Source organism: Lentzea sp. DG1S-22, from assembly GCF_036321065.1.
Lineage (GTDB): Bacteria > Actinomycetota > Actinomycetes > Mycobacteriales > Pseudonocardiaceae > Lentzea > Lentzea jiangxiensis.
In genome coordinates this window covers 2,494,240-2,517,935 of the sequence record NZ_CP143276.1, presented here as the reverse complement: position 1 = coordinate 2,517,935, position 23,696 = coordinate 2,494,240, and the positions used below count along the sequence as shown (strand labels likewise).

At 73.0% G+C, this 23,696-nt stretch carries 27 protein-coding genes; 13 read left to right on the top strand and 14 right to left on the bottom strand.

All coding sequences use genetic code 11. The features are described 5' to 3' along the window. Nucleotides 1-2: 2 nt before the first annotated feature. Nucleotides 3-743: a GAF and ANTAR domain-containing protein gene (locus V1227_RS10920; protein ID WP_329792395.1), complete on the bottom strand. Its 741-nt coding sequence runs from the start codon at nt 741-743 to the stop codon at nt 3-5. A 147-nt stretch (nt 744-890) separates the two neighbouring features. On the opposite strand from V1227_RS10920, the gene V1227_RS10915 reads away from it, so the two are divergent. Beyond that, the gene (locus V1227_RS10915; RefSeq protein WP_329792394.1) at nt 891-1,316 is read left to right on the top strand and encodes a DUF2231 domain-containing protein; all 426 of its coding nucleotides are present in this window, start codon (nt 891-893) and stop codon (nt 1,314-1,316) included. A gap of 4 nt (nt 1,317-1,320) precedes the next feature. Here the strand turns inward: V1227_RS10915 and V1227_RS10910 are convergent, their stop codons facing one another. The 3 genes from V1227_RS10910 to V1227_RS10900 form a co-directional block, all read right to left on the bottom strand. Beyond that, nucleotides 1,321-2,472: an MFS transporter gene (locus V1227_RS10910; protein ID WP_329792393.1), complete on the bottom strand. Its 1,152-nt coding sequence runs from the start codon at nt 2,470-2,472 to the stop codon at nt 1,321-1,323. Beyond that, a complete protein-coding gene (locus tag V1227_RS10905; protein WP_329792391.1) occupies nt 2,469-3,146 on the bottom strand; it encodes a GntR family transcriptional regulator in 678 nt (225 codons plus the stop codon). Before V1227_RS10905 ends, V1227_RS10910 begins: the two co-directional genes overlap by 4 nt. Nucleotides 3,147-3,270: 124 nt before the next feature. Then, complete coding sequence (locus V1227_RS10900) at nt 3,271-5,079, bottom strand: N-acetylglutaminylglutamine amidotransferase (RefSeq protein WP_329792390.1); 1,809 nt, start codon at nt 5,077-5,079, stop codon at nt 3,271-3,273. 133 nt (nt 5,080-5,212) lie between these two features. Between V1227_RS10900 and V1227_RS10895 the strand changes: the two genes are divergently transcribed. Continuing rightward, on the top strand, nt 5,213-6,631 hold the full coding sequence (locus V1227_RS10895; protein ID WP_329792389.1) for an amidase family protein: 1,419 nt from the start codon (nt 5,213-5,215) through the stop codon (nt 6,629-6,631). Here V1227_RS10895 and V1227_RS10890 read toward each other — a convergent pair. The 3 genes from V1227_RS10890 to V1227_RS10880 form a co-directional block, all read right to left on the bottom strand. Next, the gene (locus V1227_RS10890) at nt 6,610-6,855 is read right to left on the bottom strand and encodes a hypothetical protein (RefSeq protein ID WP_329792388.1); all 246 of its coding nucleotides are present in this window, start codon (nt 6,853-6,855) and stop codon (nt 6,610-6,612) included. The two genes, V1227_RS10895 and V1227_RS10890, sit on opposite strands and share 22 nt — an antisense overlap. A 60-nt stretch (nt 6,856-6,915) precedes the next feature. Further along, nucleotides 6,916-7,224: an STAS domain-containing protein gene (locus V1227_RS10885; protein ID WP_329792387.1), complete on the bottom strand. Its 309-nt coding sequence runs from the start codon at nt 7,222-7,224 to the stop codon at nt 6,916-6,918. Nucleotides 7,225-7,309: 85 nt separating this feature from the next. Continuing rightward, nucleotides 7,310-7,738 (bottom strand): hypothetical protein, encoded by a 429-nt coding sequence (locus V1227_RS10880; protein ID WP_329792385.1) that lies wholly within the window; start codon nt 7,736-7,738, stop codon nt 7,310-7,312. Between the two features lie 66 nt (nt 7,739-7,804). On the opposite strand from V1227_RS10880, the gene V1227_RS10875 reads away from it, so the two are divergent. The 6 genes from V1227_RS10875 (at nt 7,805) to V1227_RS10850 (ending at nt 12,089) form a co-directional block, all read left to right on the top strand. Further along, nucleotides 7,805-9,346: a PucR family transcriptional regulator gene (locus V1227_RS10875; protein ID WP_329792384.1), complete on the top strand. Its 1,542-nt coding sequence runs from the start codon at nt 7,805-7,807 to the stop codon at nt 9,344-9,346. Between the two features lie 85 nt (nt 9,347-9,431). Continuing rightward, the gene (locus tag V1227_RS10870) at nt 9,432-10,691 is read left to right on the top strand and encodes an NAD(P)/FAD-dependent oxidoreductase (RefSeq protein ID WP_329792383.1); all 1,260 of its coding nucleotides are present in this window, start codon (nt 9,432-9,434) and stop codon (nt 10,689-10,691) included. Between the two features lie 7 nt (nt 10,692-10,698). Further along, nucleotides 10,699-10,860 carry a hypothetical protein gene (locus tag V1227_RS10865; RefSeq protein ID WP_329792382.1) on the top strand — a complete coding sequence of 54 codons (162 nt, stop codon included), beginning with the start codon at nt 10,699-10,701 and terminating at the stop codon, nt 10,858-10,860. Nucleotides 10,861-10,976: 116 nt separating this feature from the next. Then, nucleotides 10,977-11,444 (top strand): GreA/GreB family elongation factor, encoded by a 468-nt coding sequence (locus V1227_RS10860; protein ID WP_329792381.1) that lies wholly within the window; start codon nt 10,977-10,979, stop codon nt 11,442-11,444. Beyond that, nucleotides 11,434-11,706: a DUF3040 domain-containing protein gene (locus V1227_RS10855; protein ID WP_329792380.1), complete on the top strand. Its 273-nt coding sequence runs from the start codon at nt 11,434-11,436 to the stop codon at nt 11,704-11,706. The genes V1227_RS10860 and V1227_RS10855 overlap by 11 nt, the downstream gene beginning before the upstream one ends. Before the next feature lie 230 nt (nt 11,707-11,936). Then, nucleotides 11,937-12,089 (top strand): hypothetical protein, encoded by a 153-nt coding sequence (locus V1227_RS10850; RefSeq protein WP_329792379.1) that lies wholly within the window; start codon nt 11,937-11,939, stop codon nt 12,087-12,089. 134 nt (nt 12,090-12,223) lie between these two features. Here V1227_RS10850 and V1227_RS10845 read toward each other — a convergent pair whose 3' ends face one another. Both V1227_RS10845 and V1227_RS10840 read right to left on the bottom strand, forming a co-directional pair. After that, a complete protein-coding gene (locus tag V1227_RS10845) occupies nt 12,224-12,730 on the bottom strand; it encodes a mycothiol transferase (RefSeq protein WP_442916527.1) in 507 nt (168 codons plus the stop codon). 61 nt (nt 12,731-12,791) lie between these two features. Then, nucleotides 12,792-13,970 (bottom strand): PP2C family protein-serine/threonine phosphatase, encoded by a 1,179-nt coding sequence (locus V1227_RS10840; RefSeq protein ID WP_329792377.1) that lies wholly within the window; start codon nt 13,968-13,970, stop codon nt 12,792-12,794. Nucleotides 13,971-14,099: 129 nt separating this feature from the next. On the opposite strand from V1227_RS10840, the gene V1227_RS10835 reads away from it, so the two are divergent. The 3 genes from V1227_RS10835 to V1227_RS10825 all read left to right on the top strand — a co-directional run bounded on the left by V1227_RS10835 (nt 14,100) and on the right by V1227_RS10825 (nt 16,415). Next, nucleotides 14,100-14,558, top strand: a complete 459-nt coding sequence (locus V1227_RS10835) for a MarR family winged helix-turn-helix transcriptional regulator (protein WP_236218830.1) — start codon at nt 14,100-14,102, stop codon at nt 14,556-14,558. Between the two features lie 122 nt (nt 14,559-14,680). After that, on the top strand, nt 14,681-15,097 hold the full coding sequence (locus tag V1227_RS10830) for an ATP-binding protein (RefSeq protein ID WP_329792376.1): 417 nt from the start codon (nt 14,681-14,683) through the stop codon (nt 15,095-15,097). 106 nt (nt 15,098-15,203) lie between these two features. Next, nucleotides 15,204-16,415 carry a PP2C family protein-serine/threonine phosphatase gene (locus tag V1227_RS10825; RefSeq protein ID WP_329792375.1) on the top strand — a complete coding sequence of 404 codons (1,212 nt, stop codon included), beginning with the start codon at nt 15,204-15,206 and terminating at the stop codon, nt 16,413-16,415. 124 nt (nt 16,416-16,539) lie between these two features. Here V1227_RS10825 and V1227_RS10820 read toward each other — a convergent pair whose 3' ends face one another. Next, on the bottom strand, nt 16,540-17,862 hold the full coding sequence (locus V1227_RS10820) for an MFS transporter (RefSeq protein ID WP_329792374.1): 1,323 nt from the start codon (nt 17,860-17,862) through the stop codon (nt 16,540-16,542). 260 nt (nt 17,863-18,122) lie between these two features. Here V1227_RS10820 and V1227_RS10815 point away from each other — a divergent pair, with 260 nt between their 5' ends. After that, entirely contained in the window at nt 18,123-19,286 is a 1,164-nt protein-coding gene (locus V1227_RS10815; RefSeq protein WP_329792373.1) for an LLM class flavin-dependent oxidoreductase, read from the top strand. Between the two features lie 6 nt (nt 19,287-19,292). On the opposite strand, the gene V1227_RS10810 is transcribed toward V1227_RS10815, so the two are convergent. From V1227_RS10810 to V1227_RS10800, 3 genes are all read right to left on the bottom strand, one after another. Beyond that, a complete protein-coding gene (locus V1227_RS10810; RefSeq protein WP_329792372.1) occupies nt 19,293-20,243 on the bottom strand; it encodes an alpha/beta hydrolase in 951 nt (316 codons plus the stop codon). 26 nt (nt 20,244-20,269) lie between these two features. Next, a complete protein-coding gene (locus V1227_RS10805; RefSeq protein WP_329792371.1) occupies nt 20,270-21,208 on the bottom strand; it encodes an NADP-dependent oxidoreductase in 939 nt (312 codons plus the stop codon). Between the two features lie 106 nt (nt 21,209-21,314). Further along, nucleotides 21,315-21,782 carry a cupin domain-containing protein gene (locus tag V1227_RS10800; protein ID WP_329792370.1) on the bottom strand — a complete coding sequence of 156 codons (468 nt, stop codon included), beginning with the start codon at nt 21,780-21,782 and terminating at the stop codon, nt 21,315-21,317. Nucleotides 21,783-21,941: 159 nt separating this feature from the next. Here V1227_RS10800 and V1227_RS10795 point away from each other — a divergent pair, with 159 nt between their 5' ends. Further along, entirely contained in the window at nt 21,942-22,439 is a 498-nt protein-coding gene (locus V1227_RS10795; protein ID WP_329792369.1) for a MarR family winged helix-turn-helix transcriptional regulator, read from the top strand. A gap of 2 nt (nt 22,440-22,441) precedes the next feature. On the opposite strand, the gene V1227_RS10790 is transcribed toward V1227_RS10795, so the two are convergent. Continuing rightward, nucleotides 22,442-23,683: an ATP-binding protein gene (locus V1227_RS10790; protein WP_329792368.1), complete on the bottom strand. Its 1,242-nt coding sequence runs from the start codon at nt 23,681-23,683 to the stop codon at nt 22,442-22,444. Nucleotides 23,684-23,696 lie beyond the last annotated feature (13 nt).

Here is a 23,696-nt window from a genome sequence, read left to right as displayed (position 1 = left end):
GGTCAGCGCTCCGCGCCCGGCAACTTCCCGGTCGACGTGAGCTGCTCGGCGATGTCGCGCAGCTTGAGGTTGGTGTGCTGGCTCGCGCGGACCAGCACGGCGAACGCCTGGTCGGCGCTCAGCTTGTGGCGCTCCATCAGGATGCCCTTGGCCTGGCCGATCAGGTCCCGGGTCTCCACCGCCGCCGAGAGCTGCCTGCGCTCCTGGGCGGCGGCGAGCGCGATCGCCGCGTGCCCCGCGAACAGGCTGCCGACGTGCCGCGACTCGTCGTCGAAGGCGTTCGGCTCGCCCGCGTACAGGTTGAGCGCGCCCAGGTCCTCGCCCTGCACGTACAGCTGGAACGACAGCATGCTGCCGACCTCGAGCTCCGCCACTTTGCGTCCGAACGCGGGCCACCGCTCGTCGTGGACGACGTCGGGCACGGAGACGATCTGCTCGTCGAACAGCGCGGTCAGGCACGGTCCCTGGGCGGTGTCGAACTGGGCCTGGTCCACGGCGCAGGGGAGTTCCCCGGTCGTGGCGACGGTGCGGATCTCCTTCTTCCCGACCACGGTCATGATGCCGGCGTGCCCGGCGCCGGGGATGGTCCCGACCGCGGTGTGCACGATCGCGTCCATGGTGTCCTGCTCGCCCTGCTGTCCCCGGAGCGCCAGCGCGATCTCGGTCAAGTGGGTGGCCAGGTCCCCGCCGCTGCCGGCGGGCGCGGCCTCGGCGGACAGCGGACCTGCGGTGATCTCGACCATTGCGGAGGAGTACCCAGGACCGGCGCCCAGTAGTCCGGGACGCCTGGACCGGGGCACGAGGGCGTGAGGCCACCCTCGTCCAACCGCGTGTTGACCAGCGGCCCGCTGGGTACCTGTGCGGCAGGTCAGGCCTCAGGAGGAACCTTCATGCCCAGTCGCGCCCTCGTCATCCCGTTCGGTCTGCTGGTCACGTCGGCCGTGGTGGACGTGGTGCACCTGCTCACCGGCCAGGAACGCTTCTCCTCCGCCGCCGGGCACCTGATCGCGGCCGGACTGCTGCTCGGCGTGGTCACCGCCGCGATCGGCTGGCTGGAGCGGATCTTCGGCGCGCCGCTCGACGCACGGGAGCGGCGCGCGTTTCTGCGCCACGGCCTCGTCACCGCGGGCGTTCTCGTCCTGTTCGCCGCCAGCTGGTCGCTGCGGCTCGGCGTCGAGGGCTGGCAACCGGCGTGGCCGGCGCTCGCCCTCTCGTGGGCCGGGGTGTTCGTGGCGGCGTTCGGCGGAGCGCTCGGCGGCAGGCCGGTCGAGGAGGACGTCCAGCCGGACACCGCCGGGGCGTTGCGCACCGCCTGAGCCGTCACCGGCCGGCCAGTGCCGCGGCCGCGGCGAGCGCGGCCGCCGTGGCGCACAGGACACCGGCGGCTCCGGTGCTGACCGCGACGGCGCCGACCGCGCTCGGCAGGACGACCTGGCCGAGGCGGTTGCCCGTCAGGCGCAGGGACATCGCCCGGCCGCGCAGACCCGGTGGCGTCGAGTGGGCGAGCCACGCCATGGTGAGCGGCTGCCCGACGCCCAGGCCGAGACCGAGGAAGACCACGAGGCAGGCCATCGCGGCGGCGGGCAGCGGCAGGGCGAGCGCGGCCATCGACACCGCCGACAGGGCGGCGGTGCCCACCATCAGGCGCCGGCGGCCCAGGAGCGCGACGAGCTTGCCGAGGAAGAACCGCGACACCATGGACGCGACGGCGCGCAGGGTCAGCAGCAGGCCGACGAAACCCGCCGTGAGACCGCGGTCGGCGCCGAGTGCGGGCAGGTAGACCAGCGTGATGTCGACGGCGGCGATCACGATGCAGCTCACGAGCAACGCCTGAGGCAGCCCCGGCAGCCGGACCAGCGTCCGCATCCCGCCGTCCTCCCGCTCCCGCGCCCCGGCCGCCCCGGCGGGCAGGCGCAGGAACAGGGCGCTCAGCGTCAGCACCAGCCCGATGCCGGTCGAGGCGGCGAACAGGGCGCCGGTGTGGGGGACCGCCTGCCCGCCCCCGGCCAGCACGATCAGGCCGGGGCCGAGCGCCTGCCCGAGGGAGGCGGCGAAGGTGTAGTGGCCGAACGCCGTGTCGAACCGGTCCGGCGGGGCCGCGTTGGCGACGGCCGCCTGTTGCCCCACGACGCAGAGCAGGTGCCCGGTGCCGAGCACGACGATCCCGGCCGCCAGCCCGGCCGGTGCCGACCCGGCCAGGAGCAGCACCGCGGCGGAGACCGTCATCAGCAGCGCCCCCGCGATCATGACCCGCCGTTCGCCGAACCGGTCGGTCGCCTGCCCCGACGGCACCGCCAGCAGTAGGGGGACCACCGCGAACGACGCGGCCAGCGCGCCCAGCCAGCCGCCGGGGACGTCCAGCTCGATCGCCCGGTACGTGACGGCCGGACGCAGGACGAACGTGATGGCTTGGGCGAGAACCGAGTGGACCAGCAGCAGGACGAGCACGCGGCGTCCGGGACCGCCGGTCACCGCGGGTCCGGCTGGGCCAGGCGCCACGCCGCCTTGGCGCCGAGACTGGTCTCGATGTGCGCTCGCATCACGTCGGCCGCGGTCTCGCCGTCGCCTTCGAGCACCGCCTGGAACAGCAGGGCGTGCTCGTTCGCCTTGGCGGCGCGTTCCTCGTCGCTCCGCTCGACCCGCAGGCCGTGCCGGCGGTAGCGGTCGCTGGTGTCCCACAGACCGTCGAGCACGCCGGTCAGCATCGTGTTGTGCGAGGCGCGGTAGATCGCCGCGTGGAACCGCCGGTGCGCCATGAGGTGCGCCGTGGTCGGGTCGCCGGGCAGTGGTTCGAGGTCCTCCAGGGCGGCGCGCATCTCGGCGATGTCCTGCCTCGTGCGCCGTTCCGCTGCCAGCGAGGCGGCCATGGGGTCCAGCGAGCGGCGCACCTCCAGCAGGTCGCGCGCTTCCTCGGCGGTGAGCGCGGTGACGCGGGCGTCCCGGTGGGCGTCGAGCTCGACCAGTCCCTGCTGCCGCAGCCTGCGCAGGGCCTCGCGCAGGGGAGTGGTGCTGATGCCGATCTGCTGGGCGAGCAGCGCCTGGTTGAGGACGGAGCCGGGTTCGAGGGCGCCGGAGAGGATCAGTTCGCGCACGTGGGCGTACGCGAAGTCGCTCTTGGTCGTGTGCGGCTCAGCCGGTTGCGTCATGCGAACCTCCCAATGCCGCGGAGGTTATAACCTGACGCCTCGATCGAGGGCTCGCTGTGGCGTTGCTCTCTGAATATGCAGGCGGAGGCAGGCAGACGAGCTTATAACCTGCCTCCGCCGGTGCTCACTGGATCCCGTGCTGCTGCAGCCAGAGCTCCAGCACGCCGAGGTGCCACAGCTCGTTCCCGCCGGCCTTGGTCTCGTGGCCGTTGGGGTTCGCGAGCAGTTCGTCGACGTAGTCGCGCCGCAGCACCCCGCGCTGCCGTGCGGCCGGGGAGCTCATGGTCGAACGCAGCAGGTCGAGCACCTCGCCGTCGAGCCGGGTCAGGGCCGGAACGGGGAAGTAGCCCTTCTTCCGGTCCACCACCTCGTGCGGCAGCAGGTCGCGCCCGATGTCCTTGAGCAGGCCCTTGCCGTTCTGGTCGGCCTTGAGCTCCGGCGGGCACGCGGCGACGAGCTCCACCAGGTCCTGGTCGAGGAACGGCACGCGGGCCTCGACGCCCCACGCCATCGCCATGTTGTCGACCCGCTTGACCGGGTCGTCGGGCATCAGCAGGTGCGTGTCGGTGCGCAGGACGGCGTCCAGCGCCGTGTCGGCGCCCGACTCCGCGAGGTGCTCGGCGGCGAGCTCACCGCTGACGTCGCGGCTCGTGAGCCACTGCGGTTCCAGGACGTGCGCGAGCTCGTGGTGCTCGAGGTCGTGGAACGCGTCGCGCAGCACCTCGGCGGCCTCACCGCGGGCCGCGTCCGCCGCCGGCTGGTGGTAGCGGTACCCGGCGAACACCTCGTCGGCGCCCTGACCGCACTGCACGACCTTGACGTGCTTCGAGACCTCCCGGCACACCAGGTGGAACGCGGTGACGTCGTGGCTGCCCATCGGCTCGCTCATCGACCCCACGGCGTCCGAGACCGCCAAGGCGATCTCCTCGTCACCGATGCGGATCTGGTGGTGGTCGGTGCCGAACTTCTGCGCGATGGCGTCGGAGTAGACGAACTCGTCGCCCTCCACGTCGCCGCGGCTCGTGAACCCGATGCTGAAGGTGCTGGGCCGGTGCCCCTCGTCCGACAGCAGGGCGACCAGCAGGCTCGAGTCGAGGCCGCCGGACAGCAGCACGCCGACCTCCACGTCCGACACCGTGCGGCGGCGGACCGCGACCTGCAACGCCTCGCGCACCGCCTGCCGCCAGTCCTGCGCCGTCCAGTCCGCGTGCTCCGGTCGCCGCGTGTACGAGGGCTGCCAGTAGACGCGGTCGCGCGGCTGCTGACCGGGCTCGAACACGCGGATCGTGGCGGGAGGGAGCTTGCGCACTCCCTTCAGGACGGTGCGCGGCGCGGGCACGATGGAGTGCCAGGTGAGGTAGTGGTGCAGACCGGCCCTGTCGAGCTCGGTGTCGACACCGCCACCCGCGAGCAGCGCCGGCAGGGTGGAGGCGAACCGCGTCCGCCCGCGCACCTCGGCGACGTAGAGGGGCTTGATGCCGAGCCGGTCGCGGACCAGCAGCACGCGGTCGCGGCGCCGGTCGACCAAGGCGATCGCGAACATGCCGACGAGGTGGTCGACGAACCCCTCGCCCCAGTGGTCGTACGCCTTGAGGATCACCTCGGTGTCGCTCGTGGACCGGAAGCGGTAGCGGCCGGACAGCTCCTCGCGGAGCTGCTCGTAGTTGTAGATGCACCCGTTGAACGCCACCGCGAGCCCGAGCTCGTCGTCGACCATCGGCTGCGCGCCGGCGTCGGACAGGTCGATGATCGACAGTCTTCTGTGCCCGAGCGCCACCCGGCCCTCCGACCAGTGGCCCGCTCCGTCCGGCCCGCGCGAGTACATGGTCCGCGTCATGCGCTCGACCGCGTCGAGGTCCGGCCGGTCCCGACCATGGACGATCTCACCGGCGATTCCGCACATGGAGTTCTCCTCGGGGTGTTCGGCTGTCAAGATGTCCTCCGAATACCCCGAATGCCGATGTTCACGTCCCGGCTGTGGCCGGGCTCGCGTGTGAGCAAACCCACGACCGTTTAGCCCGTTCGCAGGTTGACGCGAGCAGGCCGGTGGCCCGGCAATGGACCCCATGGATCTCTCGGCCGCCGACCTCGACCAGGCGACCATCCCGCAGCTCGCGCGCCGGATGGCGGACGGTGGACTCACCGCGGCCGGTCTGACCCGCGCCTACCTGCGCCGCGTGGTCGAACTCGACCCCCGCCTGCGAGCCGTGGTCGCGGTCGACCCCACGGCGGAGAGCCAGGCCGAGGAGAGCGACCGCAGGCGCGCGCTCGGGCAGTCGCGCGGCCTGATGGACGGCATCCCCGTGCTGCTCAAGGACAACATCGACACCCGCGGCCTGGCGACCACCGCCGGGTCACGGGCGCTGCGCGTGCCTCCGGACGCCGACGCCGAAGTGGTGACGCGTCTGCGTGCGGCGGGCGCGGTCGTGCTCGGCAAGACGAACATGACGGAGTGGGGCAACTTCCGCTCGCCGTGGGCCAGCTCCGGCTGGTCGGCGGTGGGCGGCCAGACCGCGAACCCGCACGTGCTCGACCGCACCCCGTGCGGCTCGTCGTCCGGCTCGGCCGTCGCCGTCGCGGCGTCGCTGGCGCAGGTGGCGGTCGGCACCGAGACGAACGGCTCGATCGTGTCCCCGGCGGGCCACGCGGGGATCGTGGGGTTCAAACCGACGCCGGGCCGGGTGAGCAACGCGGGCATCGTGCCGATCACGGCTCTGCGGGACACCGCGGGCCCGATGGCACGGCACGTCGTGGACGCCGCGATCCTCATGGCGGCCATGGAGGGCACCGGCCCCTCGTTCACCCCCGGCACGCTGCGCGGCGCGAGGATCGGTGTGTGGCGCAGGACCGGGTTCGACCCCGACGTCGACCGCGTCGTGGCGTCCACCGTGGAACTCCTGCGGGACCTCGGCGCCACCACGGTCGACGTCGACCTGCCGTACCAGGACGAGATCCAGGCCGCCGACCGCCCGGCCATGGTCGCCGAGTTCCGCCACGACCTGGAGCGGTACCTGCGCACCCGCACCGGTGCGCCGCGCACGATGCGCGAGCTGGTCGAGTTCAACGAGGCGGATCCGGTCGAGCTGTCGCTGTTCGGCCAGGAGCTGTTGCACGACGCCGAGAAGGCGCGGCCGCTGACCGACCCGGTCTATCGCCACCAGCGCCGCACCGCGACCGGCCTGGCACGCCGCTGCCTCGACGAGACCCTGGCGGCGCACCGCCTGGACCTCGTCATGGCGCCCAGCAACGGGCCCGCGTGGCTCGCGCGCGGCGCCGACCCGTCCGGACCTCGCACGGCCCTGCCCGCGGCGGTGGCGGGCTACCCGAACGTCAGCGTCCCCGCGGGCTTCGCCGGGCCGTTGCCGCTCGGCGTGTCCTTCCTCGGCGGGCGGGGAGCGGACGAGGCGGTGCTGCGCTTCGCGGCCGCCTTCGAGGACGCGGCGCGGGCCCGCCGCACGCCCGCCTACCTGCCCGGGGTCTCCTGACCGGCGTCCGACGCGTGCAGGCACATGCCGGCCAGCAGGACCACCGCACCGCCGAAGCTCAGCGTGAACGTGTCCGTGGCCATGCCCACCACGACGCCGAGCACGCCGAGGAGGTCCACGGCCCACCGGACGGCCCGCTGGTTCGGCTGCCACCGGGGGACGTCGTCACGGTGCTGCGGCCGGGCCGTCGGGGGAAGGACAGGAGCCTGCCTGAGCGGGGTCATCGATGCCCTTTCGACACGCGGGGAGTCGGTGCAACGCGCGGATACCCCGTCCGGGCGGTTTCATGCACGCTCGAACATCCACGCCAGGCCGCTGATCTCCAGGACGTGCCGCACGGCCGGGCTGGGCGAGGTCAGCCGGAGCGACCCCGTCATCTCGACGGCCCTGGCACGGCCCCGGACCAGCGCGCTGATCCCGCTCGAGTCGCAGAAGGTCACGCCGGAGACGTCGACGACCAGGTGGTGGCGGCCCGCCTCGATCAGCCGGTCGAGCTTCGCGAGCAGCACCTCCGAGCCCGCCACGTCCAGAGCACCGGTCAGCTGCACCTCGGTCTGCGCCGCCGAGGTACCCACGACCTGAATCCGCAACACGGTGCACCTGCCTCCACAGCCGACGCGGAGGCGGTGAATACCCGCTGTCCGCCGGAACATGGCGTGGCGCAACACTTTCCCGTGATCAGGTTGACGGCCTCGGCGGCGGGTACACCGAGCGGTCGCCCGACGCCTGGAAGGCGTCCTCCGTGAAGTCGATCGGCGGCTCGTCCTCGAACGCCCGGGACCTGCCGGTGCGCCGCTGTCCCGCCGCGACCACCTCGTCGGAGTCCTGCTCGGCGATGTCAGCGGGGGACAGGTCGGCGCCGCGGATCCGCACCTTCGAGACCTCCGCGGCGACCTGGTCCAGCCGCGCACCTCTGGCGTGGAGGTCCGCCCACCACGCCTGCGGCTGCTGACGCGCTGTCGTGGGGGAACGTCGTCCGCCGCCTCCCGTGCCCGGAGCGCCCGGCTGCGCCCAGTGCTCCTCCTTCGCCGCCTTCCACAGCGCTGATGAAGCCTCACCCCGCTGTGCGGTTCCGCCGCGTTCGGCCCTGTGGACAACTCGGATCACGTACGTTCTCGATCGGCAGCACCTCGAGCGGGGTCGCCGTTGCGGAGGAAGAGGGAGTTCCGGGTCGTGGTGAGGCTGGACCGTCTGGTCAACGTGCTGGGTGGGTACGGGGTCCGGTTGTGCTGCTGCCCGGTGCCGCGGTCGGCCGAGCTGCGCGGCGTGGTGCTGCGGGACGTGACGGACGGCCGGCCCGAGGTCGGTGACGTCTACCTCGCGGTCGGCGCCGAGTCGGTGGCCGAGGCGGTCCACGCGGCGGTGTCGGCCCGTGCGGTCGTGGTGCTCGTCCGGGGTGGCGAGGAACTGCTGGCGGACGCCGTCGCGACGGGGGAAGCCGAGGGGATCGCCGTGGCGCTGGCGGATCCCGCGCTGTCGTGGAGCCAGCTGGCGGGCGTCGTCTACGGCCTCGTGCTGGAGGGCAGGGAGACCGAGTCCGGGCGTGGCCCCACCGACCTCTTCGCGCTGGCCGACAGCCTCGCCGCCGCGACCGGGGGCGCGGTGACCATCGAGGACCGGGTGTCGCGCGTGCTGGCGTACTCGGGCCCGCAGCAGGAGGCCGACGCGGCACGGCTGGAGACCATCCTGGGCCGCCGGGTGCCCGCGTGGGTCCGGGAGCTGTTCGACGCGGCGGGCGTGCCCGCGCACCTGCTGGCGTCCGACGAACCGCTCTTCGTGCCCGGCGACCCCGTGCGCGGCCTGACCGGGCGGATGGTCGTCGCCGTCCGCGTCGGCCGCGAGCTGCTGGGAACCGTGTGGGTCACGTGCCCGGAGCCGTTGCGGGGTGATCGGCGCACCGCCCTGACCGACGGCGCCCGGATCGTGGCGCTGCACCTGCTGCGGTCGCGCGCCAGCGCAGATCTGGAACGCCAGGTCGAGTCGGAGTGGGTGATCCGGTTGCTGGAGGGCACGGCGGACGCCGCGACGGTGATCAGCCAGCTCGGGTTGCCGCCGGGACCCGCCAGGGTCGTCGCGGTCCGCGCGCACGTCGGCGACGAACGGCACGCGGCCGTGCTGCTGGCCTTCGAACAGGCGACCACCGGTTTCGGCTGGTCGCGGCCGGGGCGCAGCGCCCTGTCCGGCAACACCGTCTACACGATCCTGCCCGGCGACGGGGTCGCCGCGGCGCGGACCTGGCTGGCGGCGCTCGAAGCCGCGCTGCCGGGGCACGTCCTGACGTCGGCGGGGATCAGCGCCGCCGCCGGGCCGGCCGACCTGCCCGCCGCCCGCCAGGAGGCCGACGAGTGCCTGGCGCTGCACGAGGGGCGCTCCGACGACGCGCCCGCCTACGACGAGTCGTGGGACGAGATCCTGCTGCAACGCCTGCGCACCGCGGCGCGCGTCGGCAGGGCGTCGGCCCGCGGACCGGTGGCGGACCTGCGCCGGCACGACGCCGAGCACGGCACCGGCTACGTCGCGACCCTGCGGGCCTGGCTGGAGGCGCAGGGCGACCTGGCCGAGGCGGGGGAGCGGCTGGGCGTGCACGGCAACACCGTGCGCAACCGGCTCCGCAAGATGGCCGAGGTGACCAGCCTCGACCTGGACGACGCCGCGAAACGGGTCGCGATGACCATCGACCTCGCGGCGACGGTGTCGGATCCCTACAACCGCTGAGCCGAAATTGTAGGAACAGGACAACCGGTACGCCTCGTCATCCACGCACTCTGGAGTCGCAACCCAGCGATGACAGGAGGCAGGGATGGACGGCGTCGAGCGCCTTGACGGCGGTCCGCGCTCAGCGGTCGTGGTCGGTGCGGGGGTCGTGGGGCTGTCCACGGCGTGGTTCCTGCAGGAGCGCGGGGTCGAGGTGACGGTCGTCGACCGGACCGGGGTCGCCGCCGGCGCGTCCTGGGGCAACGCCGGCTGGATCGCACCGGGGCTCGCGATCCCGCTGAACGAGCCGGCCGTGCTGCGTTACGGCCTGCGGTCGGTGTTCGACCCGGCCGCGCCGCTGCACCTCCCGCTGACCGCCGACCCGGGGCTCTGGTCGTTCCTCGCGCGCTTCGCCGCCCACTGCCGGTGGTCGTCGTGGACGAGGGTGGCGAAGGCGAACCTGCCGCTCAACGAGGAGAGCCTCGAGGCCTACGACGTGCTCACCGCGAACGGCGTCGAAGCGCCCACCACCGACGCGCCGATCACCGCGGTCTTCACCTCGGCGGCGCAGGCGCAGGGCTTGGTGCACGAGCTGGAACGCCTCGCGGCGGCCGGGCAACCGGTCGACCACACGCGACTGTCCACAACGGACCTGCGCGACCAGGTTCCGCTCGCGTCCTCCGCACTCGCGGTGGGTGTGCGCATCGACGGGCAGCGGTTCGTCGCTCCCGGCGAGTTCGTCCGGGCGCTGGGCCGCGCCGTCGCCGCCCGCGGCGCCGCGATCCGCACCTTCGAGGTCGCGGACGTCCGCGAGGACGGCGCCGGGGTGGTCGTGACGGGGCAGGACGGCGAGGCGGTCTCCGCCGACGTGGCCGTGGTGGCCACCGGTGCCTGGCTGTCGCGGCTCGCCGCCCGAGCCGGGGTTCGCACGCCGGTCCGCGCCGGACGCGGCTACTCGTTCACCGTGCCGGTGGAGAAGCCGGTGCGAGGTCCGGTCTACCTGCCGGAGGTGCGGGTCGCCTGCACGCCCTACCGGGGTGGTCTCCGGGTCGCGGGCACGATGGAGTTCCGCGACCCGGACGCGCCGCTGGACGAGGCGCGGGTGGACGCGATCATCGCCTCCGCCCGGCCGTTGCTCGACGGCGTGCGGTGGGAGGAGCGCACGGACGTCTGGGTGGGTCCGCGTCCGGTCACCCCGGACGGTCGCGCGCTCATCGGTGCGACGCGGGTGCCGGGGGTGTACGTCGCCGGCGGGCACGGGATGTGGGGCCTGGCCCAGGGACCCGTCACCGGGCGCCTGCTGGCGGAGCAGGTCACCACCGGCAAGCAGCCCGCCGCGCTGCGCGAGTTCGACCCGCTGAGGTGACCGCCGCGTGGACCTGACCGACGCGCCGCTGACCGACGACGAGCGGGCCGAGCTCGCGCGGCTGCGCAAGGAGAACGACTTCCTCCGCGTCCAACGCGACATCCTCCTGCGCGTCGCGAGCGACTACGCCCACGACTTCGAAGCGGTGCTGCGCCGCAACGACCCCTGACCCCTTTCCGGTCCGTGCGGGCCGTGAGCCGATCCGCCGGCTCGCACGGACATCCCGCCGTCAGGGCGGAGCCCTCCCCAGTCCGCCCTGACGGCACCTTCCGCCACGGAGGCATCATGACCAGCACGACCCCGCGCGTGTGGCTGTCGCCGCAGGCGCACCACCGGCTCCGCGACGAGCTCGCGGCCCTTCTCGCGTCTCCCCGCACCAGCGAGGAGAACGACGACCACGGCTTCACCTCGCGCCGCGACCGGGAGGTCCGCATCCGCCAGATCAACGACCTCCTCACCCACGCGATCGTCGGCGAGGACCCGCCGGACGACGGCGTCGCCGAACCCGGCATGGTGCTCACCGTCCGCTTCGACGACACCGGCGAGACGGAGACGTTCCTGCTCGGCACCCGCGGCGCGGAGCACGGGACGATCGAGGTCTGCTCGCCGGACTCCCCGCTGGGAGCGGCCCTGAACGGTGCCCGGCAGGGGGAGCGGCGCACGTACCGGACTCCGAGCGGCGCCGCGGTCGTCGTCAGCCTGATCGGCGCCGTGCCCTACGGCAGGGCCCACGAGGTGCGTCGTGCTCAGTGACCGCGAACGCGAGACGTTGTGCGAGATCGAACGCACCCTCTCCGACGAGGACCCGGGGCTCGCCCGGACCCTGGGAAGCGCACAGCGGCCCGCCGCGCGGCGCGTCCGCACGGCGATCATGGTCGTTTCGGCGGCGCTCACCCTGGTCGCGCTGGCGACCGGGCACCTGACCGGTGCGATCGCCTGTGCGCTGGTGGCAGGGTGGGCGTGGGCCGCCCGGCAACACCTGACCGGCACCAAGGCTCCGGGCCACCGGATGTAGGCAGGTCTTGCCGACGCGGAACCACGGCACGTGAGACCAGAGTGGGTGCCACCTGGACCCACGACCGGAGGGCCGCAGGTGAGCGAAGAACCGCCGAAGAACCGCCGACCAACCGGGGACGAGCCGGGCGGTCCGGCGGGCCACCGCCACGGCTCCACCGCGATCTTCGAGCAGGGTGTCGAGGTGCGCAGCGGTGACGCGCTGGTGCTCCGCGGAACCACGCCGCCAGCATGGACCGCCGCATCCCGGGACTGACCCTCGACGCCAAGTGGTTGCAGCGCAACGACATCGCGGTGTACGTGGGCGACCCCGGCCGCCCCTCGACCACGCGCTGCCCGGTCCGCCGCACCGGGTCAGCTCGGCCCGCCCGGGGGTGCCGCTGATCGACCCGACCGACCTGGCGGCGGGCTGCGCCGAGGAGGAACGCCACACGTTCCCGTTCGTGGCCGCGCCATCGCGGTTGGGGGCGGCGAGCGGTGCGACAGCATGGCGATCTCCGCCGGTGCGTTCCGAGCGGTCAGCTCTCCGGCAGGAGCCCGCGCACGAAGGCGGCCTGCCCGGCGTGCTGCAGGTCGTCCTCGATGACGCTGACCAGGCGCACGACGCGGGTGACCGGCGGGTCCCACGACTCGTCGACCACCTCGGACATGGCCTCCGGCTCCACCCCGCGCAGGTACTCGCGCGTGCGGGCGTACACGGCCCGGTGGTAGCCGAGCAGCAGCTCGGACGACGCGACCACGGCGGCGACCTGCTCGTCGTCGTGGCCGTAGCCGGTGTCCTCGGGCGGCAGCGGCAGGCCGAACCTGTCCGCCCAGCCGTCGGCGGTCCAGACCTGGCCGGTGCCCGCCAGGTCGGCGACGTGGTCGTCCTGGACGCGGGTCAGGTGCCAGACGAGCCAGGCGATCGAGTTCGCGGAACCGCCCACGCGGTGCGCGAGCTGATCGGTGGACAGTCCTTCGAGGACTCGTCCCACCGCCTGCTGAACCCGGTCGAAGCCGTCGAGCACCACGTCCGCCGCGCTGATCTCACCCATGATCCCGTCTACCCGCGGCGGCGTGGTCCTGCACCTGCCGCAGGCCGGCGGATCAGGCCCCGGCGCCGTGCCAGTCGAGGCACAGGACCATCGCGTCGTCCTCGGCGATCCGGTCGCTGCGGTGCCCGGAGAGCTGCTGGAGGATCTCCCTCGGCACCTGGGCGGCGGGCAGCAGCCGGGTCACGCTGATCGCCCGCGCCAGCGCGCGTTCGCCGTAGCGCTCGCCGGCGGGGGAGGCCACGTCGTGGACGCCGTCGCTGACGAAGATCAGGCGGTCGCCCGGGCGGACCTGGAACTCCTGCGGCGCGTACTGCGTGTCCTCGAACATGCCGAGGGGCAGCTGGTCTTCGAACGAGATGCACTCGACGGCGCCGTCGCGCAGGCGCCACACGCTGGGCGAGCCCGCGTCGATCACCTCGACGCGCCCGGTCTTCAGCTCGAACTGCAGCAGCAGGACGGCGACGTGCAGCCGGCCCGCGTGCTGGCCGTAGATCGCCTGGTCGGCCAGCGCCGCCTGGTCGGCGAGGGAAACCCCGGCACGGCGGGCGTTGCGCAGCGCGTTGACGGCGAGGTTCGTGAGCAGGGCGGCGTCGATGCCCTCGCCCATGCCGTTCGTGACGGCCAGCGTGAGGTGCTCGGCGGAGGCCGACCAGTCGAAGTTGTCGCCGTAGATGGCGTAGGCGGGTTCCAGCTGCCCGCCGAGGTCGTACTCGGGACGCCGGCAGGACCTGCCCGGCAGCAGCTGCCACTGCATCTCCGCCGCGAGCGTCAGACGCGCCGCACGCCGCGCCTGGAGGTACAGGTCGGTGTCGCGTTCCGCCACGACGATCTCGTGGCCGAGGGTCTGCGCGATCCTGGTCAGCTCCGCCACGTCGCCCGGTTCCGGCACGTCCGGCAGGTCGAGCGCGAGCACGCCGAGCCGGTCGCCGCGGACGGTCACCGGCAGGTGGACCGTCACCGCGGTGCCGCCGCGGTGCTCGACGAACGCCTGCTGGGCGCCGAAGGCCTGGCCGGGCGTGCTGCCGTTCACCGGGATCGGCCTGCTCGTGTACGGCAGCTCGGCGACCGGCTGCAGCATGGTCAGCGCGTAGTCGGCGAGCAGGAGCTGCACCTCGTCCGCCTGGTACAGCTGTGTCAGGTGGACGCGCGCGACGTCGAGGAGCGCGTGCGGTGCCGCGGCTCTGAGAGCCTCCTCGACGACGAGGTATCTGTTCACCGCTTGTGCGGTCACGGTGTGTTCCTGCTTTCTCTGTGCGGGTGCCGGTCAAGCATCGCGGACGTGGCCGAACATGACACGGGACCACGTGGATGCGACAGTGGACACGTGAACCGGATCCGGCAACACGCCACTGTTGACGACGTGCTCCAGGTTCTCACCCAGGTCGTCGAGCAGATCGAGGTCATGTGGGAGCGGAGCAAGGACGCCTCGCCCGCTCCGCTGTCGGTGTCCCAGCTGCGCGTGATGTTCGTGCTCGAGAACTCCGAGGGTGCGAACCTGCGGGCCCTCGGTGAGGCGCTCGACGCCGCGCCGTCGTCGGTGAGCAGGCTCTGCGACCGGCTGCAGGCGGTCGGCTTCCTCGAACGCGGGCTGAGCACGACCAGCCGGCGCGAGGTCGTGCTGGCGCTGAGCGACCGCGGGCGCGCCTACCTGCAGGAACTGCGCGACCGGCGGCGCGAGCACCTCCGCGACGTCGTGGACGCGCTGCCGCCGTCCGCCCGGTCCACGCTGGTCTCCGGCCTGCGCCGGCTGCGGGACGCGGCGTCGTCGGTGCACCCGCTCGACGACGAGCAGGACACGACGGGCACGCAGACCGCCTGACCTCGCGCACGACACGCCGTCACCCGCCGTGCCAGGACGGTGCCCGCAACGCGACCTCCACTGCTAACGTTTGTCGTGCGACAATAGTTTAGTGACGAGCACGATGAGCGGCGGGGGCTCGAGTGGCGACAGGGGAGCCTGCCGGGCGGACTCGCCGGATCGAGTCGGAGGAGGATCTGCTGAGGGCCCGGCACGCGGTGCGTGAGGCCGCCGTCCTGGCGGGCTTCGACCTCATCGCCCAGACGAGGGTCGTGACCGCGGCGAGCGAGCTGGTCCGCAACGCCTACGTCCACGGCGGCGGGGGCGCCATGACCATCACCCACCTCGTGGCGGCGGGCGGCCGCCGCGGACTCCGGCTGCGGGTCACCGACCACGGTCCCGGCATCGGCGACGTCGACGCGGCGCTCGTCGACGGCTTCAGCACCGGGGTGGGACCCGGCCACGGACTCGGGGGAGCGCGCAGACTGGTCGACGAGTTCACCATCGACACGGTGGTGGACGAGGGCACCACCGTCACCGTCGTGGGGTGGGCCTCGTGACCGCACCCGCCGCGAGCCGGTCGCGACCCGGCCGCCCCGCGGATTCGGAGACATCCGCCGTGCCGCCCCACCCCGGCGCCCGGCACCTGCTACGGAGTTCGATCTGATGACAGCTGAGGGACCCATCACCTCCGTCACGGCCGATGCGGTTCGCGCCCTGCGAGCACAGGTCCGCTCGTTGTGCGACGAGCACGACGTCTCCGTGGAACTCCGCGCCCGGCTGGTGCTCAGCACGACGCTCCTCGCCCGGGACGGCCTCGTGGCCGAGCCCTTCACCGCGCACGGTCAGCTCGACGGACCGGTCCTCGTCGTGACCGTGCCGCTGGCGGCGCCTCTGGACCGCACCCGTCCGCTGAACCTCCCCCTGCTCCCCGAACCCGTGGACGCACCCGCCGCCGTGTGGCGCGTGCCGGCGTGGACGGGGTCGCGCGGCGACAGCGGGCCGGACCCGGCGGACGACCAGAGCGCGACCGAGGCCGAGCTGAGCGCCCTCGTGGCGCGCACGGACGCCCTGGAGCGCGAACACCTGCAGCTCAAGCACGAGCTCGCCGAGACCAACAGCGGTGTCGTGGCGATGTACGTCGAGCTGGAGAACCGGGACGAGCAGCTCCGCACCGCGCACGCGGTGATCTTCCGCGAGCTGGAGGACGCCCTGCGCCCGCCACCTCCCACCGTCGAAGGCGTCGAGCTCGGAGTGCACTACAGGCCTGCGGACAGGGACGCGCCCACCGGCGGCGACCTCTACGACTGGTTCGTCCTCGCGGACGGCACCCTGCAGATCACGATCGTCGACGCCGTGGGCCACGGGGTCACCTGCACCCGCAACGCCCTCAACGTCACGCACACCATCCGCACCCTCACGCTCGACGGCTACCCGCTCGAAGACCTGGTCCGCCGCGCCGCCGAGATCAACGAGACGCTCATGGCCACCGTGCTGGTCGCCCGGCTCGACCCGCGCACCGGTGCGCTGCGCCTGGCGGGCGGCGGCCACCCGCCGGCCCTGCTGGTCTCCGCGACGGGGGAGTCGGCCTACCTGCAGGCCAAGGGGCGGGGCGTGGGCTTCCCCGACCCCGGCAGCCACGAGATCCACAGCACCACGCTCTCGCCCGGCGACCTGCTGCTGCTCTACACCGACGGCCTCGTCGAGAGCCGCGGTGACGTCGACGAGGGCGAGATCCGCCTCGCCGACACCGCCAAGGCCCGGTCACGGCAGCCCGTCGGCACGTCGCTCTCCGCCATCGTCGAGGACATGCACGACGTCGTGCTCTACACCGACGACACCGTCCTGCTCGGTCTTCGCTTCCAGGGGCCCTCGTAGCGAGAACGGGTTCGTGCCGACTGCCGCCGCCGTTGTCGACGAGCTGGTCCCCAAGTCCGTCGGGAGCACGCGGGCGCGCTCGACGGGCCCGCACTGCTGCCGTTCGGACCCGGCGGTGGACCGCTCAGGTCCGCAGGTCCACTCCCCGCGGCTCGCGGACCAGCGACACCGCGACGAACGACACCACCGACAGCACCATGATGTAGACGCCGACCGCCACGGCCGTGCCCGTCGACTGCACCAGCGCCTGCGCGATCGTCGGGGCGAACGCACCGCCGAGGATCGCGCCCAGCGCGTAGCCGATGGACACACCCGAGTACCGGACCTGCGTCGGGAACATCTCGGCGTACATGGCGGACATCGGCCCGTAGGACAGGCCGAGGCCGAACGACAGCACGACGACCGCCAGCACGAACAGCAGCAGGTCGGCGGTCTGCATGAGCAGGAACATGGGGATCATCCACACGAACAGCGCGGCGTACCCGATCTGGAACGTGCGCACGCGGCCGATCCGGTCGGACAGGCCGCCGGCCCAGAGGGTGAACACGAGCCAGCCGACGGCGCCCGCGACCGTGGCGGCCAGCACGGACGGGCGGGACAGGCCCAGTTTCGTGCCGTAGCCGATGAAGTACGCGATGAGCAGGTAACCGGCGGCGTTGTTCGCCACGAAGATCAGCGCGGTGAGCACGACGTTACGGGTGTGCTCGCGCAGCAGGTCGCGCAGCGGCGCCGACGAGTGCGCCCTGCGCGCCAGCATCTCCTGGAAGACCGGGCTCTCCTCGACGATCCGGCGGATGACGTACCCGCCGGCGATCAGGACGACCGAGAACAGGAACGGGACGCGCCAGCCCCAGGACAGGAACTGCTGCTCGGTGGTGAGCGTCGTCGTGAGCCACAACATGCCGGTGGCGAGGACGAGTCCGATGGGGACACCGATCTGCGGGTAGGCGCCGAACAGCCCGCGTTTGCCGGTGGGGGCGTGTTCGACGGCCATCAGCGCCGCACCGCCCCACTCGCCGCCCGCGGAGAAACCCTGCACGATCCGCAGCAGCACCAGCAGGACCGGCGCCGTGACGCCGATGCTCGCGTACGTGGGCAGCAGACCGATCAGCGTGGTCGCGAGGCCCATCATCAGCAACGTGAGCACGAGCATCCTCTTGCGCCCCAGCCGGTCGCCAAATCGCCCGGCGACGATCGCGCCGAGCGGGCGGAACAGGAAGCTGATGCCGATGGTGGCGAGCGAGACCAGCTGGGCGAGCCCGGACGACTCCGCGCTCGCCGGCGCGAAGAACAGCGGCGCGAACACCAGGCTCGCGGCCTGCGCGTAGATGAAGAAGTCGTACCACTCGACGGTGGTGCCGGCGAGGGTGCTCGCCAGGACCCGGCGTTCCTCCCGCGTCCTGGCGGACCTCGGGGCGTGGACGGTGTCGCGGGCTGGTTCGGACATCGGAACCTCTCCGTTTCGACGATCGCCGTGGACCGCGTCGGCTCGGCGGTGGTGGCGCTCGCCGGCGCCGACCGCTCGATCATCGCGCAGCCGGGCCTGCCGGGTCATCGGATCGCCGAACCGGGACGCTTCACCCCGTTGTGGGCCACGACGGCATCCCGCGGACTGCTCCGTTCGGGAGATTCGCGTCGCCCGGCGTAACGGCCCGCTCGCTCACGGAGACATCAGCCTTGGTGTCCGCGCGAGGTGGAGGTCCGCCGATGAAGATCGACCTGTTCAACGAGATCCAGAACCCCGGCTCCGCCTCCGAGCAGTTCCGCTTCCGGCAGGCCCTCGACCAGGCCCGCCTCGCCGACGAGCTCGGGTACGGCTGCTGGTGGCAGGTCGAGCACCACGGCGCGGGCGAGTTCAGCCTGTCCTCCGCTCCCGAACTGATGCTCGCCGCTCTGTCGCAGCAGACGTCCCGCATCCGCCTCGGTCACGCCGCCGTGCTCGCCCCCGGCCGCTTCAACCACCCGATCCGCGTCGCCGAACGCGCCGCCACCCTCGACCACCTGAGCGGTGGCCGCGTCGAGCTCGGCCTCACCCGCTCCACCATCCCCGAGTGGAACCTGTTCGGCATCGAGCCCGCCGACGCCCGCGCCCAGACCGCCGAGGCGTTCGAGATGGTGCCGAAGATGTGGACCACCGACCGGTTCTCCCACTCCGGCGAGCACTACGACATCTCCGACGTCTCGATCATCCCCAAGCCGCTGCAGACCCCGCACCCGCCGCTGTGGCAGGCCGCCGCCTCCCCGACGTCCTTCGAGGAGGCCGGCCGCCGCGGCGTCGGCGTGCTCGGCACCACGATCTGGGAGTCGATCGACCGGGTCGCCCGCATGATCGACCTCTACCGCGCGGCCGCGGCGGAGTGCACCTCGCCGGTCGGGTCGTTCGTCAACAACCAGGTCGCCTACTTCACGTTCGTGCACTGCGCCGAGACCGACGAGCAGGCGATGCGCAACGGGGCGGCAGCCGCCGCGGCCTGGTACACGGTGACGGCGCTGCGGTTCTTCAACGCCGCCGCCGAGTTCGCCGCGACCATGCAGCGCCACCAGGACATCCTCGCGGCCGGCGACGGCGGCCTGACCGGGGAGTTCCTGCGCGCCGAGGTGGACGCCGCCCCCACCGGGGCGCAGCTCGTGATCGGCCGGATCATCCAGGGCGAGGACGTGCCGGAGGACGAGCTGTTCGAGGTGCTCTCGGCCCAGCAGTCGCTGATCGTCGGCAGCCCCGAGACGTGCCGCGAGAAGCTGCGCGCCTACGCGGACCTCGGGATCGACCGGTTGATGTGCCTGCAGCAGATCGGCCCGATCGGGGCGGACGAGGTGATGACGAGCATCAGGCTGATCGGAGAGCTGATCCCGGAGTTCGACCGGTCCTGACGGCCGCTAGATCGACCTGAGCACGCGGACGCGGTCGGCGACGGCCCGCTTGGCCACGCCGGAGTCGAAGGCGATCGAGTCGAACTCGTGCGGTGCGCCGGGGTGCAGGTGGAACTCGACCGGGACCCCGGCACGGCTGAGCTTCGCCGCGTAGGCCAGGTCCTCGTCGCGGAAGACGTCGAGCTGGCCGACCTCGACGTAGGCGGGCGGCAGGTCCGTCGCGTCCTCCAGCCGGGCGGGTGCGGCGGTGGCCGGGACGTCGGGTCCGCCGGCGGCGTCACCGAGCAGCGCGGGCCACGCGGTGAGGTTGTCGTCGTAGGACCACAACGCGTAGGGCGCCACGTGCGGGTCGACCTCGGTGGTGCGGTCGTCCAGCATCGGCATGACGAGGACCTGCCGGGCGATGGCCGGGCCGCCGCGGTCGCGGGCGAGGATCGCCAGCGCCGCAGCCATCCCGCCTCCGGCGCTGTCGCCCATCACCCCGATCCGCGCGGGGTCGACGCCCAGCTCGGCGGCGTGGTCGTGCAGCCACCGCAGTGCCGTGTAGGCGTCCTCGAGCGGGGTGGGGAAGGGGTGTTCGGGCGCGCGGCGGTACTCGACGGAGAGCATCGGCACGCCGCTCGCGGACACGTACCGCGAGACGGGCCCGTCGAACAGGTCGATGTGGCCGAAGATGTAGCCGCCGCCGTGGAAGAACAGCACCGCCGAACCGGGCGCCGCGCCTTCCTTGGCGTACCAGCGCATCGTGATGTGCGCGCCGTCGTCCGCGGTGGCGTGGTGGTCGGTGGTGGTCACGTCGGCCGGGATCGGCTGGGCCGTCCCGGCGGCGCCGATGATCGGCTCCCACAGGGCCCGGCGCGCCTCGACGTCGCCCACGGCCGGTGGGGTGGCTTCCGCCATCGCGCCGGCCATCGGGGCCAGCGCGGTGGCGATCTCGGGGTCCAGCCCGAGTGGCATGGTGTGCTCCTTCTCGGGTGGAGTGGTCAGGAAACGAGGAAGACGACCTTGCCGGCGACTTCGCCCGACGCCGCCTGCGCGTGGATCTCGGGCAGGTCGGTCAGCGGCACGCGCCAGGCCACGTCGACGCGCAGGTCACCGGAGTCGACCAGCGCCACGAGCTTCGCGAGCTGCTCGGCGTCGCTGCGGACGTAGAGGTTGACGCCGCGCACGTCGCGGTCCTCGTCGGTCGGCGCGGGCATCCAGATCGTCGTGTTGACGACGGCTCCGCCGGGGCGGACCACCGCGGGCAGCTGCGCCAGGACCTCCGGGGCGACCGGGGCGAGGTTCAGCACGAGGTCGACCTGCTCGGTCACCGCCGAGAGCACGTCCACCGCGGTGTGGTCGACGACCTCGTCGGCACCGGCGGTGCGCACGGACTCGGCGCTGCGCGGGCTCGCCGTGGCGATGACGTGCGCGCCGGCCTGCTTGGCCAGCTGGACGGCGTGACCGCCGACCGGCCCGCCCGCGCCGTTGACCAGCACGCGCTGCCCGGCCCGCAGCCGACCGTGGTCGAAGAGCGCCTGGTAGGCGGTGAGGCCCACCACCGGCAGCGCGGCGGCGTCGGCCAGCGGGATCTTCCGGGGCGCCGGGGACAGGGCGGCGGCCGGGGCGATCACGTACTCGGCCGCCGCGCCGGGCTTGGTCATCGGCAGGAAGCCGATCACCTCGTCGCCGACCGCGAGGCCCTCGACGCCCTCGCCGAGCACGTCGACCGTGCCGGCGACGTCGAGGCCGGGGGTGTGCGGCAGGCCGACCGGGATCGGTCCTTGCATGACGCCCAGGCGGATGTTGCCCTCGACCGGGTTGAACGTCGTGCCCGCGACGCGGACCAGGACCTCACCGGCCGCGGGGACGGGCCGCTCCACGTCCTCGTACCGCAGGACCTCGGGGCCGCCGAACTCGTGGAAGCGCACTGCCTTCATGACTGCTCTCCTCGCTGCTTGCTTCGAAGTTGAAGCATCTGGATCTGAGATTAGACCTGCTTCGAATTCGAAGCAAAGTGACGTGCGGCACGTCGTGGGAGGTGGGTCAGCGGGGAGGGCCGAGCACGACGTTGCCGGAGATCTCGGCGGCTTCGGCGAGCAGCGACAGCGGGATCTCGAACCCGTCGGGACGCGGCGTGCGCAGGTCGCGGCCGGCGTGGCGGAACATCTTCTCCAGTCCGCCGGGAGTGGAGATGAGCAGCAGGTCGGCCCTCTCGGAGGTGATCCGGTAGCTGTGCGGGACGCGACGGGGGAGGAAGACGATGCCGCCTTCGCGCAGTTCGTGCTCCTCGTCGCCCGCCCACACCAGCGCGGAGCCGGACAGCAGGAGGAAGACCTCGTCCTCGTTGTGGTGCAGGTGCCACGGCGGCGCTTCGCCGAAGCCGGCGTCGAAGCGGCCGACCGTCAACTGCCCGCCGGTCGCCTCGGCGTCGAGCAGGACGCTGACCACGCTCCCGCCGATCCACTCGAGTCGTTGCTGGTCCTCGCGCTGGGCGAGGTGGGGAATGCTCAAGATCGTCCTCGGGCCGGTGGGGACGGTGCTTTCGTCCCCCTGCCCGCAAACCCTGGTATGCGTCGCCGTCCGGTGGCCACGGCCTCGCGGTGCCCACCTGTGTCCAACCCTGCCCAGCTCGGCCCTGCTCCTTCGAATTCGAAGCAGTAAACTGCGGCCATGGCCGACTCACCGCCGTCGCTCGACCCCGTTCAGCTCGGCGCCTACTTCGCCCTCGTCGAGGTGGCGAGCCTGCTGCGCCACGCCGTCGAGCAGCAGCTCAAGGAAGCCGGCGACCTGAGCTACGTGCAGTTCCAGCTGCTGGCGCGGCTCGGGGACTCGCCGACGGGCAGCCACCGCATGACCGACCTGGCCGACGGTGTCGTCTACAGCCGCAGCGGCCTGACCTACCAGGTCGGCCTGCTGGAGAAGGCGGGGCTGGTCGAACGGGCGCCGTCCGCCGACGACGAGCGGAGCGTCACGGTCACCATCACCGAAGCCGGGCGCACGCTGCTCGCCGCGGTGCTGCCGGGGCACGTCGAGGTCGTCAGCGGCCTGCTCTTCGAACCGCTCTCCCGCGACGACGTCGAGGCGCTGGCCGGGCTGCTGGCGCCGGTGCGCGACCACATGCGGTCCGCGCCGCCGCGGTCGGCGGCGCCCCGCCGCCGCAAGGGCTGACGTCACCGGGTCAGGAGGTGCTCGACGAGCCGCTCCCTGGCCAGGGCGAGGTGGCGCCGGTAGGTGCCGTAGGGCACGCCCAGCCGTCGCGCGGTCGCCCTGTGGGTGCCGGACGCCGCGAGGTAGGTGGCGGTGACGGCGTCGTGCGCCTTGACCCCGGCGGGATCGGTCCGCAACGCCTCGACGGCCGTCGTGATGGCGGCACGCAGGTCCGAGACGGGATCGGCCGAGTCGGGTGGCACGAGGTGCGACCGCAGCAGGGCGCTGGTCTCGAACTCGCGCGGAACACGCCACGTGCGCAGCGCTTCGAGCACCCCGTCTTCGAAAGCGTTGCGCGGCAACGGATCGCGTGCTGTCGCGGTGTGACGCACCGCGACAACGGCACGCAGGTCCTCGTGGCGGCCGGGGTCCCGCCAGCGCAGGTCGGCGTCGAGAGTGGCCCGCACCGCATCGTGGGGTACCAGCCCATCCGGGGCGGCCTCGACGTAGGGCTGCCGGCGCAACCACGAGAACACCGTCGCGGCGTCGTCGTCGCCCAGCACCACGCGTAGCACCGACTCGCGCGTGACGCGGGCCAGCGCGAGGACGTCGAGCCCCCGCCGGTGAACGGGGCTCGGCACCTCGCCCACCAGCCGGTCGACCAGCGTCGTGAGCACGTCACCGGTGGGTTCCCAGCTCGCGGTGGACGCGGCGAGGGCGAGGACGAGCGGGTTGCCGCCCGCGAAGGCGAGCACGGCGCCGCGCCGGTGCGGGGCGAGCCCCCGTGCCGCGAGCAGGGCGTCGGACGCGGCGGCGTCGAGCGGACGCACCACCAGCGCGGTGAAGAGGCGTGCCCATCCCGGATCCAGCGTCCACTCCGGATCGGGAGCCGTCCTGCCCGCGAGCACCACGACACCGCCCTCCGCGAGCCGGGGCAGGACCGTGGCGCGCAGCCGCGGTTCGAGCTGCCGGCACCGCTCGACGCCGTCGACCAACAGCACCGCGCCGGCCTGCACGCACGCGAGCGCTGCGGCCTCCTCGACACGGCGCTGATCGTCATCCGCCCGTGCGTCCACGTGCACCACTTCGCGCCCGGCGAGCCGCGCCTGCCGTGCGAAGTGGTGCAGCAGCACGGACTTCCCGATGCCGCCGGGCCCGTGCAGGTGCGCCACGCGCGAGCCGCCGGCCAGCACCCGGTCGAGCACCGCCACCTCGGCATCCCTGCCCACCAGGTCCGAGTTCCGGAGCGAGGCTGTGATCGGCACCGCCCCAGGATCG